The organism is Flavobacterium suncheonense GH29-5 = DSM 17707 (assembly GCF_000430025.1).
Classification (GTDB): Bacteria; Bacteroidota; Bacteroidia; order Flavobacteriales; family Flavobacteriaceae; genus Flavobacterium; species Flavobacterium suncheonense.
In genome coordinates this window covers 189,786-205,224 of the sequence record NZ_AUCZ01000007.1, presented here as the reverse complement: position 1 = coordinate 205,224, position 15,439 = coordinate 189,786, and the positions used below count along the sequence as shown (strand labels likewise).

Sequence of the window (15,439 nt, the reverse complement as noted above, 5' to 3'; positions counted from 1 at the left end):
TTTTTTGTTGCAAAGCGTAAAAATTTATTTAAGGGTTCGAAATGGTAAAAAAAACAGTATGTTTGCGAAAAAATTTACAGGTTAAGTAGCCGTAAATTTCTCAAAAACAACAACTATTGACTCCCAAATTAAAATCCATGAAAAAACTAATTACGCTGTTATGTGTCAGCCTTTCTGTTACCTGTATTTTTGCACAGGAGATTCCTCACAGTATTAAAAAGAGTGATGTTTTTAAAGATGAATACAAACGTTCTTCTATTGCTTTGGTAGAAGATGACGGAAACGACGGTGTTTTTATTGCGCGGAGTTATGCAGGCGGACTGTTTTCTTCCGGTGCCGGTTATTATTTTGAGCACTACGATGCCAACCTGAAATTGATCAAGGAGTACGAGTACGAAATGAGACGTTCGGAGGTGGAAAAATGGGGGACAATTTTAGGAATTGTTATGAACGGCAATCAGGTAAGTTTAATAGATTTTTTATACAACTCTAAAGAGAAAGCATTTGTTTGTTCGGCATTAACATCCAGTATAGACAATTTCAATTTTGAGAAAAAAGAACTTTTCAGAATTGCCAGTGACGATGTCATGAAATCGCAGTGGTTCGGAAGCAGTCAGTTTGATGGTGACAGTGGTGCAAATTTCATGCTTAACGAAGATAAAACTGCTTTCGCCATCACGGTAGACATTAAGAATAAGAATGCCGAAACGCACAGAATATACCTGTTTGACAATAAGTTGAATAAGAAAATTGACCACGAATTTAAGCGTGAGATCAAGGACCGGAAATTTGTATACGAAAACATTGATGTTTCCAAAGACGGAAACAATCTTTACCTTTTAGGAAAGGTATATGCTGATGAGAAAAAGAATAAAAAAGAAGGCGGAAAATATCAGTATGAACTAACAAGAATCAGTAATGAAGGTCAGGCTACACAGGTTTTTGATACCGATGAACATTTTTCGGGTTCTTTGAAAACAGTTGTTTTTCAAGACAAGCTAACCTGTGTCGGGTTTTATTCCGACCGAAAAGATTACCGATACAAAGGTATCAGTTATTTTGAATTGGATCCAATCTCTCTGGCTATCCGCAAATCAAAATACAATCCTTTTACCGAACAGTTCATGGTCGACAAATACGGAAAGAATAAAGACAAGGAATTGAAAAATTTATCCTTCAGAGGTATTTTGATTACCGAACAGAATGAAATCGTTTTCAACGCCGAAGAATATTATGTGACCACACATTATCATATGAACCCTAACGGTGGCGGCGGCACCTATACCTATGTTTATCATTATGACGACATCGTAAGTGCCAAAATCGCTAACGACGGAAATATTCTTTGGGCCCGAAATATTAATAAACGTCAGGCTACCGGAGGCGATAGTTCGTATATTTCTTATACTTCTACGGTTAAAGGAAATGACACCTACTTTTTTATCAATACCGGTGAAAAAGTAAAAAAACTGAGCAATGACAGAATTCAGTTTGGTCAGACCAGTACCAAACGATCAAATCTTAATGTAATCAGAATTACGCCAGACGGTAATTTCGATTTTCAGGAAATACTGGATGACAAAGACAACGAAGTGCCGTTTATGGTTTCCGACGGAGCCATTTCTAAAAATTCGGTGTATTTCATCGGCCGAAAAGGAAAGAAAAAGCAGTTGTTGAAAGTAACATTATAAAAAGCAAAAGCCAGAATTATTTTCTGGCTTTTTTATGCTTGTATTTTTCATTTTTTTTGAGGAAGGAAATCTTCGTTATTTGGATTGCCAGATTGGATAAGTGACAGAACAAGTTGGTCACGAATCACGCTAATTCATGCAGATTAATTAGTGGAAATTCGTGTAATTCGCAGCAAAAATTCAATTAAACCTGTACCTTTTTCCATTTCCCTCGACGGTACAAAACAATACTCGCCAGCGTAATTGCCGTTTCCGCAACCGGAACCGCCATAAAAACGCCGGTCGGACCCATTTTCAGGTATTTCGCCAACAAATACGCCAGCGGAATCTGAAACAGCCAGAACCCGAAAAAATTCACTTTGGTAGGTGTCCAGGTATCGCCCGCGCCATTGAAAGTATTGATTAACACCATGCCGATGCCGTAGAAAATATAGCCGAGACTCATGGTTTGCAATGCTTCCACAGCTATATGCTGTACGTTGAGGTCATTGGTAAAGAAAGAAATGATGAGATTTCCGAAAATCAGGCAGAAAATCATGATAACGGCCATAAAAATAACGTTGTATTTTGCCGTCGTATACACCGATTTTTCAGCGCGCTCCACTTGTTTGGCGCCCAAATTCTGACCGACCAAAGTGGCCGCGGCATTGCTCAATCCCCAGGCCGGAAGGATGAAAAACATCATAATCCGCAAAGCCGTCTGATAGCCTGCCGAACCCTGATCGCCTCCGGTGGTGGCCACCAATTGCGCCAGGAAAATCCAGCTGCAGGATGCAATTACGAATTGCAAAACACCTGGCGCGGCAATTTTAACGATATGTTTGATTTGTTCCCAATCCGGTTGAAAATGCGCCCAAACGATTTTTAAAATGCCTTTCCCGTTAAACAAATGGTACAGCTGGTATAAAACGCCGATACTGCGTCCGGTAGTGGTGGCAAGGGCTGCTCCCACCAAACCAAAAGCCGGAATTGGCCCTAAGCCATTAATGAAAATCGGACACAAAATAATGTTGCATAAATTGGCCAGCCACAAACTGCGCATCGCAATTGCGGCATTTCCGGCACCCCGAAAAATTCCGTTAATGAGGAACAGCAACATGATGCACAAACTGCCGCCCATCATGATGCGGGTGAAGTTCACACCGTAATTGGCGGCTTCTTGTGAGGCGCCCATCAGCAATAAAATTTCCTTTGCATAGATAAAACCAAGGATGCTGATTACCGTGTTCACCGCAAAGGCAATGAGAATCGCCTGCATGCCTGATTTGGCCGCGGCTTCCGGATTTTTTTCACCAATTCTGCGCGCTACGACGGCAGTGGCCGCCATACTGATGCCGATGGCGAGCGAGTAAATAATCGTCAAAACGGATTCGGTCAGCCCCACGGTCTGAATGGCGAAACTGCTGTGTTCCAGATGGCCGACAAAGTACAAATCGACTAAGGCAAACACGGATTCCATCATCATCTCCAAAACCATCGGGATGGCTAAGAGAATAACGGCTTTTTTGATGCTTCCGTTGGTATAATCAAAGGATTCATCGCCTTTAACCGCGGTTTTAAGGGTTGAAAAAATTTTTGAGAATTTATGTTTTGAAGAAGTTGCTTCTGTCATGATAAATAGGATAATAAATGAATACTGCCGGAAAAGGAGGTCCGGTTAAAAAGTGAACTGTCCTATAATACCGTCCCGATATTTTTAGGACGCGACAAAAACAATCATGGGCGTTCCGTTATTTGATAAGCAAAGATATAAAAAACAGGAAACCGAAAATCAGTCGAGTAAATTTTTGCTCACACGGCTGGACGCCATCCACGAAGCCAGAAAGCCAAGTAAAACAATGGTTCCCATGACAATTACGACATTAAGCATTTTAAACTCTATTGGATAGGCCATGCTGGGCGTAATCATGATGAGGGCAAATTGCTGTTGTGCAATCACAAAGGCAATCCCCAAAACCAATCCGATCAGTCCGCCAAAAAAAGTCAGCAAACTGCCCTGCATCAAAAAAATGGTTCGCAGATGACGTATTTCGGCTCCTAAATTAAAAAGGGTTTTCAGGTTGGCTTTTTTGTCCAGAATCATCATAATTAAAGCGCCCACCAGATTGAACAAAGCGATGATGATGACCAAGGTGAAAATCAGATAAATGGCAATGTTTTCGGTATTCAGCATTTTGTGCAGGCTGTCGTTCAGTTGCGCTCTGGTTTTTACCGTGACGTTGTTTTTAAAAAGGGTTTTGATTTCCGTCACCACCTCATTTTCAGACGCTCCGGGTTTCAGTTTTACCTCAAGCCCCGAAACCTGATTGGGCTGGTAGTGCAGCAATTCCTGCACTAAGGACAGATCGGCAAACACGTATTTTTTGTCTAATTCGTCGTTTATCGCATAAATTCCCATCGGCGTGAGATAGGATTCGTTAAACGCTTCCTCCGGGTTTTCAATCGGGCCTTTTCCGGGTTTCGGCACAAAAACTTCCAAAGCATTGTTGAAATCAAACAGCCCCATCGAGAGACTGTGGGCGATGCCATAGCCTACCACCACTTGTGAGGTGCCCGGTTTGAGCCATTCCCCGGCATAAATTTTCTTCTCAAAAGGGTTTACTTTCCGGAAATTAGAATCTACGCCTTTTAAAAAAGCTACCTCTTGTTTTTCGCTGAAGGAAAAAAGCACCCGTTCTTCAATCGTCTTGCTGTACAGGGCAATGTTTTTTGAAGTGGCAAGCTGCTGTTCTTGTTCCTTGGAAATCAAAAACGATTTGCCTTCCGTCGGGAAAACTTTTAAATCCGGATCGGTATCGTTGGCAAAGGAAAGGCTGAAGGTCCGCAAACCGCTAAACACGGAAAGGACTACAAAAAGCGCCATCGCACTCACGACAATGCCAATAGTGGCAATGCCCGTAATGATGTTAATGGCAGTACTCTTACTGAAACTAACGGTGTAGCGTCGCGCTATGTAGAACGGGAAATTCAAGGGTTAGGATTTCTTTCTTTTCGCTAATAAATCGCGGTTTTCAATCGGATTTTCTTCGCCTTTTAAAGCGTTGTCAATCTGTTCGATGTAATCCAGCGAATCGTCAATATAGAAAATCAGATTCGGAACACGGCGCAACTGCTGTTTCACGCGCTGGGCCAAATCGTGTTTGATAAGCGGCGTGTTGGTGCGGATGGCTTCCAAAAGTTCCGGGCCTTTGTCTGCCGGAAAGATGCTCAAATATACTTTGGCGATGGATAAATCACTCGTTACATTCACTTTCGAAACGGAAATAATCAGGTTGGCAATCCCGTTTTTACGCACTTCCCCCTGTAAAATATCCACCAAATCCTGCTGTAAAAGCGTTCCTATTTTTTTTTGTCTGTTTGTCTCCATGGTGCAAAAATACGATTTTTAACTGAATTTTCAGGAGCGAATCGTTTGGGCTGTTTTGGAAACCGTGTTCCTGCTGTCCGCTGTATCTCTCCGCTGCGCTGCGAGGATGCCGCTCCCATCAGGGCTGAGTAAAAATCCGTTTTAATTTTTGTCGACTTTGTGAAAACTTTGCGAACTTTGTGGTTCAATAAAAAAATATGAGAAAAATAGAACATATCGGTATTGCAGTAAAAGATCTGAAAACCTCCAACCTGTTATTTGAAAAATTATTCGGAGCGCCGGCCTATAAAGAGGAAGAAGTGGAAAGTGAAGGCGTGAAAACGTCATTCTTTATGAACGGCCCCAATAAAATAGAATTGCTGGAAGCGACCCATCCGGACAGTCCGATTGCCAAATTCATCGAAAAAAAAGGGGAGGGCATTCATCACATTGCTTTCGATGTGGAGGATATTGTTGCTGAAATCGAACGGTTAAAAAACGAAGGCTTTACGGTTTTAAACGAAACCCCGAAAAAAGGAGCCGACAATAAACTGGTGGCTTTTCTGCATCCGAAGGGCACTAATGGCGTGTTAGTAGAACTTTGTCAAGAAATCACAAATTAATTTTTGCGTAAACGAAAAATAGTGTTAATATTGCACCCTCGAATAAAGCATTTGCTTTGTTTGAAAAAGATCATAGTGGAATACTGTGAGCGCCGGTCCTATAGCTCAGTTGGTTAGAGCACCTGACTCATAATCAGGTGGTCCCTGGTTCGAGCCCAGGTGGGACCACGGTTTTAAGTTCTTATAATGCTGGTTTGGACTTCTTGATATTTAGAAGAATTTCAAATTAAGAAAAAATTAAGATTTTTTTTTGAATTTTATTGTTTTATAAAAAAATCTTTCTATTTTCGTGTGTGGTCGAATTTTAGAAAAACGACTAATAAAAATAAGGTTCATTCGGCCTACTTTAAAATAATAGTTAAATCTGTATAAAGATTTAGAGTAGAGTTTTGCCGGAAGATAAATATTTATAATTTTGGAATCATGAAAAGTGCCCCGTATAAGAAAATATTATTTGCAGCGGTTTTGTTAAACAGTGTTATGGTGTTTGCCCAAACAGAAGAACCACCAACACCGCCGCCGCCAACACCGCCACCAGGTCTTCCTGTTGATGCCGGGGTGCTGCTACTATTGGTAGGAGCCATAGGGTTAGGATTTTATTATTTTAGAAATATGAATACAAAAAAAGCTTCAAAGTAATTTGAAGCTTTTTTATTTCAGTTAGTTTCGTAATCCGTGCAATCGGGCAACGTATTTTCCCACTACATCAAATTCGAGATTTATTTTGGTACCCACTTTGAAGTTTTTAAAATTGGTATGCTCCAGGGTATAAGGGATAATCGCCACACTGAATTCGTTTTCTTTGGAATTCACGACCGTTAAACTCACCCCGTTAACTGTGATGGAACCTTTTTCAATGGTAATGTTGTTTTGGGTTTTGTCGTATTCGAAGGTGAAATAAATACTTCCGTTGGCGTCTTCAATTTTTTTGCAAATCCCGGTTTGATCCACATGACCCTGTACGATATGGCCGTCTAACCGGTCGCCTAATTTCATGGCGCGTTCTAAATTTACGACATCGCCCACCTTCCATTCGCCCAAATTGGTTTTTTCAATCGTCTCTTTGATGGCGGTAACGGTATATTGGTCATCCCTAATGGCCACAACAGTCAGGCAGATGCCGTTATGAGAAACGCTCTGGTCGATTTTCAGTTCCGGAGTAATCGATGCGCTAAGCGTAACGTGAAGGTTTTCGTTGTCTTTTCGAATCTCCCGGATGGTTCCGAGGGTTTCGATAATTCCTGTAAACATAACTAGATTTATTTTGCTAAATTTGCACATCAAAAGTAGCAATAAATAACGAATCGGCATGGTTAAAAAAGCAGAGAATATAATTGTTGGAATTTCCGTCGGAGATTTAAACGGTATCGGGGCAGAGGTAATTCTGAAAACCTTTGAAGATACCCACATGCTCGAATTGTGTACGCCGGTTATTTTTGCTAACGTAAAAATCCTGTCGTTTATCAAGAAGAATCTGAATCTGGAATCGAATGTGCACGGCATTGACAAACTGGAGCAGTTAATTCACGGGAAAATCAACGTGCTGAATGTTTGGCGTGAAGGAGTGAATATAGAATTCGGGGTGAACGATGAAAATGTCGGCAAGTATGCTATCAAGTCGTTTGTGGCGGCTACAAAGGCGCTAAAAGAAGGCTTGGTGGATGTTTTGGTGACGGCACCTATTAATAAGTACAATATCCAATCCGAAGAATTTCATTTTCCGGGCCATACCGATTATTTAAATCAGGAACTGGAAGGCGATGCACTAATGCTGATGGTGCAGGACAATTTGCGGGTAGGGCTTTTAACCGATCATGTGCCGGTAAACGAAGTGTCCCAGCATTTGACGGAAGCGTTAATCCGTACCAAAATCAAGACAATCGCCAAAACACTAACGCAGGATTTCTCCATTTCCAAGCCGAAGATTGCGGTTTTAGGATTAAATCCGCATTGCGGCGATCATGGGGTAATCGGAAAAGAAGATGACGAAATCATCAAGCCGGCTTTAAAAAAACTGTTTGAAGAAGGTGTGTTGGTTTTCGGACCGTTTTCGGCAGACAGTTTCTTCGGCAGCGGGCAATATGAAAAATACGATGCGGTCATTGCGGCCTATCACGACCAGGGGTTGATTCCGTTTAAAACGTTGTCATTTGGGAAAGGCGTGAATTACACGGCCGGTTTGGATAAAATCCGAACCTCACCCGACCACGGAACGGCGTATGAAATTGCCGGAAAAGGCGAAGCGGATTTTAATTCGTTTAAGGAAGCGGTTTATTTGGCTATTGACGTGTTCAACAACCGAAACGAGCATAACGAACTGATTAAAAATCCCTTAAAAACGAAGCAAAAACAGTTATAAACAAAAAAATGTTCACAACTCGTTTGAATTTACAATAATTTTATATCTTTGCACGCTCAAAACTGTTGTTATGAATATTGAGAAAGATTTTTTAATTCCGTTTGTCGGGTTAAAACAAGGAAAGCACCAGTTTGATTATCAGATTGATAAAAAGTTCTTTGAAGCGTACAACTTCGACGAATACAATGCTGTAGACGTTAAAGTTGATTTGGTTTTAGATAAAAAAAGCACTCTGCTGGAGCTCGCTTTTAAGCACAAAGGGACTGTTAATGTACCTTGTGATTTAACTGGAGAAGAGTTTGATTTGCCTATTAAAGGGAAGTTGAATTTAATCGTAAAATTTGGCGATACGTTTAATGATGAAAATGAAGAAATTCTGGTGATTCCTCATAACGAGTATCAAATTAATGTGGCCCAGTATATTTATGAAATGATTGTCTTGTCGGTTCCGTCCAAAAGGGTACACCCCGGAGTTAAAGACGGCACCTTACAGACGGATGCAATCGAAAAACTGAATCAATTGGCGCCCAAAGAAAAAGTGGAAGAAAAAGAAGAAGAAAATACAGATCCCCGATGGGATAAATTAAAACAACTATTAACGGATAAATAATATAGTAAGATGGCACATCCTAAGAGAAAAACCTCGAAAACAAGAAGAGACAAGAGAAGAACGCATTATAAGGCAACAACTCCTCAAATTGCAACATGTCCTGTAACCGGAGAGGCACATTTATACCACAGAGCGTACTGGCATGAAGGGAAAATGTACTACAGAGGTCAAGTTGTTATTGACAAACAAGTAGCGGAAGCTTAATCCGAAAAATTATAGAGAAAACTCTCACTGTGTGGGAGTTTTTTTTGTTAAAACCCAATCGAAGTAAATAAGTAGGAATAAAAGAATATGGGTTTGGGAATTTTTTTGTAATTTCCACCACTTTTTGAAATCTTTTTTCGGAAAGAAAAATACAACTTTTATGAATAAAATAACAGCCGCTATTACCGCCGTAGGTGCCTATGTTCCGGATTTTGTGTTGTCCAACGCCGTTCTGGAAACCATGGTGGATACCAATGACGAATGGATTACCACGCGTACCGGGATAAAAGAAAGAAGAATGCTGAAAGAAGAAGGACAGGGAACTTCTTTCATGGCGATAAGAGCCGCACAAAACCTTTTCGAAAAATCAGGAGTTGATCCTAAAGACATCGATTTGGTGCTGATGGCTACTGCAACCCCAGACATGCCGGTTGCTTCTACAGGCGTATATGTCGCCACGCAAATCGGTGCCGTGAATGCTTTTGCTTATGATCTTCACGCAGCCTGTTCCAGTTTCCTTTACGGAATTTCCACCGCATCGGCTTATATCGAATCCGGCCGTTACAAAAAAGTACTTTTAATCGGGGCCGATAAAATGTCTTCCATTATTGATTATACCGACAGAGCAACCTGTATCATCTTCGGAGATGGTGCCGGAGCCGTGTTGTTTGAGCCGAATACGGAAGGCTTAGGGTTTCAGGACGAGTATTTGCGAAGCGACGGAATCGGAAGAGAGTTTTTGAAAATTGAAGCCGGCGGTTCTATTTTACCCGCTTCGGAAGAAACCGTGAAAAACAAGCAACACTACGTGTTCCAGGACGGAAAAACAGTCTTTAAATATGCCGTTTCCGGAATGGCAGACGTAAGTGAGAAAATCATGGAGCGCAACAACCTGTCAAAAGACGACATAAACTGGCTGGTTGCCCATCAGGCGAACAAGCGCATCATTGATGCCACAGCACAGCGCATGGGGCTTGACGAAGAGAAAGTTTTGGTGAACATTCACCGTTACGGCAATACGACTTCGGCAACATTGCCTTTGCTGTTAAGTGATTTCGAGACACAGTTAAAAAAAGGAGACAATATCATATTTGCAGCCTTTGGTGGCGGTTTCACATGGGGAGCCATATACCTGAAATGGGCGTACAACAAACAATAAACAACCAAAACCAAATTTAGAATAGTATGGATATCAGAGAAATTCAAAACCTAATCAAATTTGTAGCAAAATCTGGTGCTACAGAAGTAAAATTAGAAATGGATGATTTCAAAATCACCATCAAAACCACCGCTGAAGGAGCAACAGAAACTACCTATGTTCAGCAGGTTCCAATGCAGGCGATGCCTCAAATGGCAGCTCCGGTTGCAGTAGCTCCGGTTGCTTCGGCTCCAGCGGCTCCGGCAGCACCAGCAGAAGACGACAATTCCAAATACATCACAATCAAATCACCAATGATCGGAACCTTCTACAGAAAACCGGCTCCAGACAAACCAATGTTCGTGGAAGTGGGAAGCACAGTAGGAAAAGGCGATGTCGTTTGTGTGATCGAAGCGATGAAATTATTCAACGAAATCGAGTCTGAAATTTCCGGAAAAATCGTTAAAGTTTTAGTGGACGATGCTTCTCCGGTAGAATTCGATCAACCGTTATTTTTAGTAGATCCATCATAAATAAGTTAGAAGTTAGAAGTTAGAAGTTAGAAATTAGTTTGGTTCTGAAAAACTCAGAATTCTAAATTCTAAATTCTAAATTCAGTATTGTCTAATTATCTAATTGAAACAAGATGTTTAAAAAAATATTAATTGCCAACAGGGGCGAAATTGCACTTCGTGTCATCCGTACCTGCAGAGAAATGGGAATCAAAACCGTTGCGGTGTATTCCACGGCCGATGCGGAAAGCTTACACGTTAAGTTTGCCGACGAAGCGGTTTGTATCGGACCCGCGCCGAGTAACCTTTCTTATTTAAAGATGTCCAACATTATCGCTGCAGCGGAAATCACCAATGCCGACGCGATTCACCCGGGTTACGGATTTTTATCCGAAAACGCGAAATTCTCCAAAATCTGTCAGGAGCACAACATTAAATTTATTGGCGCTTCCCCTGAAATGATCGAGAAGATGGGAGATAAAGCTACGGCTAAAGCTACCATGAAAGCTGCGGGTGTACCTTGTGTACCGGGCTCGGAAGGAATTCTTGAAAATTTGGAAGAAGCCAAAAAAGTAGCCAAAGAAATCGGCTATCCGGTAATGATGAAAGCTACGGCCGGAGGTGGAGGTAAAGGTATGCGTGCCATCTGGAAAGAAGACGAGCTTGAGAAAGCTTGGGAAGGTGCCAGAATGGAAGCGGCTGCTGCTTTCGGAAATGACGGAATGTACATGGAAAAACTAATTGAAGAGCCTCGTCACATCGAGATTCAGGTGGTTGGTGATTCTTACGGGAAAGCCTGTCACCTTTCCGAGAGAGACTGTTCGGTGCAACGTCGTCACCAGAAATTAACGGAAGAAACGCCATCGCCTTTCATGACGGATGAATTGCGTGAGAAAATGGGTGAAGCTGCTGTAAAAGCGGCCGAATTCATCAAATACGAAGGAGCAGGAACCGTTGAGTTCTTGGTGGACAAACACCGCAACTTCTACTTCATGGAAATGAACACCCGTATTCAGGTAGAACACCCCATCACCGAGCAGGTAATCGATTACGATTTGATCCGCGAGCAGATTTTAGTAGCTGCCGGGGTGCCGATTTCCGGTAAAAACTACCTGCCGCAGTTGCACTCGATCGAATGCCGTATCAACGCGGAAGATCCGTACAACGATTTCCGTCCGTCACCAGGTAAAATTACGGTTTTGCATGCGCCGGGAGGTCACGGGGTTCGTCTGGATACCCACGTTTACGCTGGCTACACGATTCCGCCAAACTACGATTCAATGATTGCCAAGTTGATTACCACCGCGCAAACCCGTGAAGAGGCGATTTCCAAAATGAAACGCGCTTTGGACGAGTTCTACATCGAGGGAATTAAAACGACCATCCCTTTCCACAGACAGTTGATGGACCATCCGGATTACGTGGCCGGAAATTACACGACCAAGTTTATGGAAACCTTTGAAATGAAAGAATAAGTTTTCTATATAAAAACCCTAACCGAAACAGTTAGGGTTTTTCTTTATAAGATGAGTTTTGGAAAAATATTAAGTAGTATAAAAAAAGAATCCCGAAAACTTAAATTTTTCGGGATTCTTTTTGATTGATCATTAGCTTGCTTTATTATAAACTTAATTTTTTAGCAATGGCAGCCGGAATCGCTTTCTTGTGCAACATAATTGCTGTTGCTTTGTATTTTGCGAATTCTTTGCTCATGTACAAATACCCTTTGTAGTCGTTGGTGGTTCCCCAAGAGTTTTTCACGATATAGTATTCCTTACCGTTTTGGTCTTTGGAAATTCCTACGATGTGCATACCGTGGTCGTCTGTCGTAGTGTAGTTGTCAAACGCTTTCTGACGCATTTCTTCCGTTACGGTCGCTTCTTTTTTAGGTCCGTTGAACATATCTGCTTTTTCTTCTGCGGTCATGTCTTCAAATTTCTTTTCCGGAACAAAAGCCACTCCGTTTTTCCAGGAGAAGGATTTTTCACTCACGTCACCTGCCCACGCTACAGTATAACCGTTTTTCAAGGCGTTGTCAATGATTTCGGTTAATTCGTTCATGCGCACGTTGTACACCTGATCGTACGACCAGTTATCCGGTACCATCAACGTAAATTTGGTGTAATACGGATATTCCTGTAACGAAGAGATTTCCACATAATCATCAGCATTGATGCCAACCACTTCTTTAGCAAAAGTTTCAGGGGTATACGTTTTTCCGTTATACTGGAAGGATTTTGGCGCCTGTCCTAAATATGAATCGATTACTGCGGTATAGGCTTTCTCCCAGTTAGGTGTCAATTCACCGTTCGGATTGCTTACTACGGCTTTCAGTACGCCTTCGATCAAAGCAGCCATTTCCGCAAATTTATTTTTATCGGTACCATAGTTCAGACCGGTATACACCGATTGCGGGACCGCTCCGTATTTTTTGTACATGTTGATGACATCGTGGAAAGCTCCTCCGTCACCTAACGCCACCGAACCGTGCATTTTTACATAGTTTCTTCCTTTTTCGATGTAGGCGTTACGGGCAGAATAAATCTGAGACAATTCCACCGGTTTTTTTCCCATGCGAATCATTTCCGACTCTAAGAAAGAGTTTGCGGAATAACTCCAACAAGTTCCGGAAGAACCCTGATTTTTAACCGGGGTGTTTTCAATATTGATAACTTCCGTAAATTTAAAGGACTCTTTACTTTTTTCACTCGCATTGATTTTTAACGAGTTTACTAAGTTGTCTTGCGCAAATCCGGAAGCTGCACTCACAATCAACGACGATGCTACAAGAAAAGGTTTAATAGGTAATGATAACATAGATTTATTTTTTGGTTTATCAGATATGTTTGGTAAAAGTATAAAATGTTACAATGCAATAATGATTTTAACAACATTTTAGGTTTTTGGCGTATAAAAAAATCCCAATGTAAGCATCAGGATTTCAATTAGTTATAGGGTTTCGTTCAGCCATTTGAAAAACTCACGCTGCCAAACCAGAGCATTTTGCGGTTTTAGCACCCAGTGGTTTTCTTCCGGGAACAACACAAAACGGCTCTTAATGCCTTTTAACTGTGCCGCCTGAAAAGCTTCCTGTCCCTGTCCGATTGGCACGCGGTAATCTTTTCCGCCCTGAATAATCAGAATAGGGGTGTTCCAGTTGTTTACCTTGTTGATAGGGTTGAACTGCGAATACGCTTTCTGCGCATCGGCATTGTCTTTTTCCCAATATGCGCCGCCGTGATCGAAGTTGTTAAAGAAAACTTCTTCGGTAGTGCCGTACATACTTTGCAGGTTGAAAACTCCGCAGTGGGAAATGAATGTCTTGAAACGGTTGTTGTGAATACCCGCCAAATAGAAAACGGAATATCCGCCATAGCTCGCTCCCACAGCGCCTAAGCGGGTTTTGTCCACATACGGTTCTTTTGCCACGTCATCAATGGCGGATAAATAATCGTCCATTACTTGTCCACCCCAGTCTTTGCTGATGTCTTCGTTCCATTTTACGCCATGACCCGGCATCCCGCGACGGTTGGGTGCGACTACGATATAGCCTTGAGCCGCCATCGTCTGAAAATTCCAACGGAAGGAATAATATTGTGTTAATGCCGATTGCGGTCCGCCCTGACAATACAATAAGGTTGGGTATTTTTTGGTTTTGTCGAAATTCGGAGGTAAAATTACCCAAACCAGCATTTTTTTACCGTCGGTTGTGGTTACGTAGCGTCTTTCGGTTTTGCTTAACGCCAATTTGCTGTACACTTCTGTATTCACATTGGTAAGCTGCTTCCACGCTTTCTTTTTGAATTCATACGAATAGATTTCCGAAGCGTGGTTCATGTCGTTCCGCATTAGGATTACTTTTCCTTCGGTGAAACCTACTATTTCCGTCACATCAAAATCGCCATTGGTAATTTGTCTAACGGTAACGGCAATTTTGGTCAAGCCCGGGAAGTTTACTTCGAACAGTTGTTTCGTGCCGTCCACGGCTGCGAGGAAATAGACTTTTTTGCCGTCTTCGCTCCATTTGAAACTGTCCACAGTACCGTCCCAATTTGCTGTCAGGTTCATGTCCATTCCTTTGAAGCGTACGATGATGTCGTTTTTATCGGCTTCATACCCGTCGCGTTTCATCTGCAACCAGCTTAGGTTTCCGGTTGGGGAATACAACGGGTGCGTGTCGTATCCTAAATTTTGCTCCGTAAGGTTTTTGGTAACCTTGGTTTCTAAATTGTATTCGTATAAATCGGTATTGGTGCTGATGGCGTATTCGGTACCGGCTTTCTTTTTACAAACGTAAATAATGCTTTTGCTGTCCGGACTCCAGATGTAATCTTCATCACCACCGAAGGGTTTTTGTGGCGAATCATAACTTTCTCCTTTCATGATGTCTACCGGAATGGATTTGTCGTTTCCGTTCGCCTCGGCATAAAAAACGTGGTTGAACGTTCCGTCTCTCCAGGTGTCCCAATGGCGGTAGTCCAATCCGTTGTATACCTGTGCATCGGCTTTTTTAAGTTCCGGATAGAGGTCTTTTCCCAGGATTTTTTCCACTTTTACTTCTTTGTGGGAAAGTAAAAATCGAGCATCCGGAGATAGGTTTTTATCGGTTGCCAAATCTTTGGTATCGGCTACTTCAACAGCAGCACCGCCATTAACCGGAATGGTGTAAAATTTGGCGTTTGATTTATTTTCTTCCAAGGAAGGTGTCGACACTTTGTACACAATGTTTTTTTTGTCTTTGGAAATTCCGATTGGAGTCACACGGCCCAATTTCCATAACAGTTCAGGGGTCATGACCTCCTGAGCAGCAGTTGATAGTCCCATCATTCCCAGTGTTAGAATCAGTAATTTTTTCATTTAATTGTAATTGATGTTAAACGAATGGCTAAAGTAAGCAATTATTGACAGGCGAACAATATTAAATCTTCCAAGGCTTGAAAAACTAGCAGCTTAGTG

At 41.9% G+C, this 15,439-nt stretch carries 15 protein-coding genes and 1 tRNA gene; 9 read left to right on the top strand and 7 right to left on the bottom strand.

Features of this window, described 5'->3' with window-relative positions; translation table 11 throughout:
• The first annotated feature begins 137 nt into the window (after positions 1 to 137).
• Positions 138 to 1,691, top strand: a complete 1,554-nt coding sequence (locus tag G498_RS0104925) for a hypothetical protein (protein ID WP_026980137.1) — start codon at positions 138 to 140, stop codon at positions 1,689 to 1,691.
• Positions 1,692 to 1,875: 184 nt separating this feature from the next.
• On the opposite strand, the gene G498_RS0104920 is transcribed toward G498_RS0104925, so the two are convergent.
• From G498_RS0104920 to rbfA, 3 genes are all read right to left on the bottom strand, one after another.
• Positions 1,876 to 3,303 carry an MATE family efflux transporter gene (locus G498_RS0104920; RefSeq protein WP_026980136.1) on the bottom strand — a complete coding sequence of 476 codons (1,428 nt, stop codon included), beginning with the start codon at positions 3,301 to 3,303 and terminating at the stop codon, positions 1,876 to 1,878.
• Positions 3,304 to 3,462: 159 nt separating this feature from the next.
• Positions 3,463 to 4,662, bottom strand: coding sequence for an ABC transporter permease (locus G498_RS0104915; RefSeq protein ID WP_026980135.1), 1,200 nt, complete (start codon positions 4,660 to 4,662; stop codon positions 3,463 to 3,465).
• Positions 4,663 to 4,665: 3 nt separating this feature from the next.
• Positions 4,666 to 5,058 carry a 30S ribosome-binding factor RbfA gene (rbfA, locus tag G498_RS0104910; RefSeq protein WP_026980134.1) on the bottom strand — a complete coding sequence of 131 codons (393 nt, stop codon included), beginning with the start codon at positions 5,056 to 5,058 and terminating at the stop codon, positions 4,666 to 4,668.
• A 197-nt stretch (positions 5,059 to 5,255) separates the two neighbouring features.
• On the opposite strand from rbfA, the gene mce reads away from it, so the two are divergent.
• Together mce and G498_RS0104900 are read left to right on the top strand one after the other, a co-directional pair.
• Positions 5,256 to 5,660: a methylmalonyl-CoA epimerase gene (gene mce / locus G498_RS0104905; protein ID WP_026980133.1), complete on the top strand. Its 405-nt coding sequence runs from the start codon at positions 5,256 to 5,258 to the stop codon at positions 5,658 to 5,660.
• A gap of 94 nt (positions 5,661 to 5,754) precedes the next feature.
• A tRNA-Ile gene (locus tag G498_RS0104900) sits at positions 5,755 to 5,828 on the top strand.
• 239 nt (positions 5,829 to 6,067) lie between these two features.
• Here G498_RS0104900 and G498_RS15705 read toward each other — a convergent pair.
• On the bottom strand, positions 6,068 to 6,244 hold the full coding sequence (locus G498_RS15705) for a hypothetical protein (RefSeq protein ID WP_154656441.1): 177 nt from the start codon (positions 6,242 to 6,244) through the stop codon (positions 6,068 to 6,070).
• Positions 6,245 to 6,320: 76 nt separating this feature from the next.
• A complete protein-coding gene (locus tag G498_RS0104890; RefSeq protein ID WP_026980132.1) occupies positions 6,321 to 6,911 on the bottom strand; it encodes a riboflavin synthase in 591 nt (196 codons plus the stop codon).
• 58 nt (positions 6,912 to 6,969) lie between these two features.
• On the opposite strand from G498_RS0104890, the gene pdxA reads away from it, so the two are divergent.
• The 6 genes from pdxA (at position 6,970) to accC (ending at position 11,958) form a co-directional block, all read left to right on the top strand.
• Positions 6,970 to 8,019, top strand: a complete 1,050-nt coding sequence (gene pdxA / locus G498_RS0104885) for a 4-hydroxythreonine-4-phosphate dehydrogenase PdxA (RefSeq protein WP_026980131.1) — start codon at positions 6,970 to 6,972, stop codon at positions 8,017 to 8,019.
• Positions 8,020 to 8,089: 70 nt separating this feature from the next.
• Positions 8,090 to 8,629, top strand: a complete 540-nt coding sequence (locus G498_RS0104880) for a YceD family protein (RefSeq protein ID WP_026980130.1) — start codon at positions 8,090 to 8,092, stop codon at positions 8,627 to 8,629.
• Positions 8,630 to 8,638: 9 nt separating this feature from the next.
• The gene (gene rpmF / locus G498_RS15600; protein ID WP_081694205.1) at positions 8,639 to 8,833 is read left to right on the top strand and encodes a 50S ribosomal protein L32; all 195 of its coding nucleotides are present in this window, start codon (positions 8,639 to 8,641) and stop codon (positions 8,831 to 8,833) included.
• A gap of 160 nt (positions 8,834 to 8,993) precedes the next feature.
• Positions 8,994 to 9,992 (top strand): beta-ketoacyl-ACP synthase III, encoded by a 999-nt coding sequence (locus G498_RS0104875; RefSeq protein WP_026980129.1) that lies wholly within the window; start codon positions 8,994 to 8,996, stop codon positions 9,990 to 9,992.
• 26 nt (positions 9,993 to 10,018) lie between these two features.
• Positions 10,019 to 10,504 carry an acetyl-CoA carboxylase biotin carboxyl carrier protein gene (gene accB, locus G498_RS0104870; protein WP_026980128.1) on the top strand — a complete coding sequence of 162 codons (486 nt, stop codon included), beginning with the start codon at positions 10,019 to 10,021 and terminating at the stop codon, positions 10,502 to 10,504.
• Between the two features lie 113 nt (positions 10,505 to 10,617).
• Positions 10,618 to 11,958, top strand: a complete 1,341-nt coding sequence (accC, locus tag G498_RS0104865; protein WP_026980127.1) for an acetyl-CoA carboxylase biotin carboxylase subunit — start codon at positions 10,618 to 10,620, stop codon at positions 11,956 to 11,958.
• Positions 11,959 to 12,103: 145 nt separating this feature from the next.
• On the opposite strand, the gene G498_RS0104860 is transcribed toward accC, so the two are convergent.
• Positions 12,104 to 13,300, bottom strand: coding sequence for a C1 family peptidase (locus tag G498_RS0104860; protein WP_026980126.1), 1,197 nt, complete (start codon positions 13,298 to 13,300; stop codon positions 12,104 to 12,106).
• A 132-nt stretch (positions 13,301 to 13,432) separates the two neighbouring features.
• Positions 13,433 to 15,340, bottom strand: coding sequence for a S9 family peptidase (locus G498_RS0104855; protein ID WP_026980125.1), 1,908 nt, complete (start codon positions 15,338 to 15,340; stop codon positions 13,433 to 13,435).
• Positions 15,341 to 15,439 lie beyond the last annotated feature (99 nt).

Coding starts and splice junctions, on each gene's coding strand:
- G498_RS0104860 (WP_026980126.1), bottom strand. CDS start 13,300: ATGTTATCATTACCTATTAAACCTTTTCTTGTAGCATCGTCGTTGATT.
- rpmF (WP_081694205.1), top strand. CDS start 8,639: ATGGCACATCCTAAGAGAAAAACCTCGAAAACAAGAAGAGACAAGAGA.
- rbfA (WP_026980134.1), bottom strand. CDS start 5,058: ATGGAGACAAACAGACAAAAAAAAATAGGAACGCTTTTACAGCAGGAT.
- G498_RS0104920 (WP_026980136.1), bottom strand. CDS start 3,303: ATGACAGAAGCAACTTCTTCAAAACATAAATTCTCAAAAATTTTTTCA.
- mce (WP_026980133.1), top strand. CDS start 5,256: ATGAGAAAAATAGAACATATCGGTATTGCAGTAAAAGATCTGAAAACC.
- G498_RS0104875 (WP_026980129.1), top strand. CDS start 8,994: ATGAATAAAATAACAGCCGCTATTACCGCCGTAGGTGCCTATGTTCCG.
- pdxA (WP_026980131.1), top strand. CDS start 6,970: ATGGTTAAAAAAGCAGAGAATATAATTGTTGGAATTTCCGTCGGAGAT.
- accC (WP_026980127.1), top strand. CDS start 10,618: ATGTTTAAAAAAATATTAATTGCCAACAGGGGCGAAATTGCACTTCGT.
- accB (WP_026980128.1), top strand. CDS start 10,019: ATGGATATCAGAGAAATTCAAAACCTAATCAAATTTGTAGCAAAATCT.
- G498_RS0104890 (WP_026980132.1), bottom strand. CDS start 6,911: ATGTTTACAGGAATTATCGAAACCCTCGGAACCATCCGGGAGATTCGA.
- G498_RS15705 (WP_154656441.1), bottom strand. CDS start 6,244: ATGGCTCCTACCAATAGTAGCAGCACCCCGGCATCAACAGGAAGACCT.
- G498_RS0104855 (WP_026980125.1), bottom strand. CDS start 15,340: ATGAAAAAATTACTGATTCTAACACTGGGAATGATGGGACTATCAACT.
- G498_RS0104880 (WP_026980130.1), top strand. CDS start 8,090: ATGAATATTGAGAAAGATTTTTTAATTCCGTTTGTCGGGTTAAAACAA.
- G498_RS0104925 (WP_026980137.1), top strand. CDS start 138: ATGAAAAAACTAATTACGCTGTTATGTGTCAGCCTTTCTGTTACCTGT.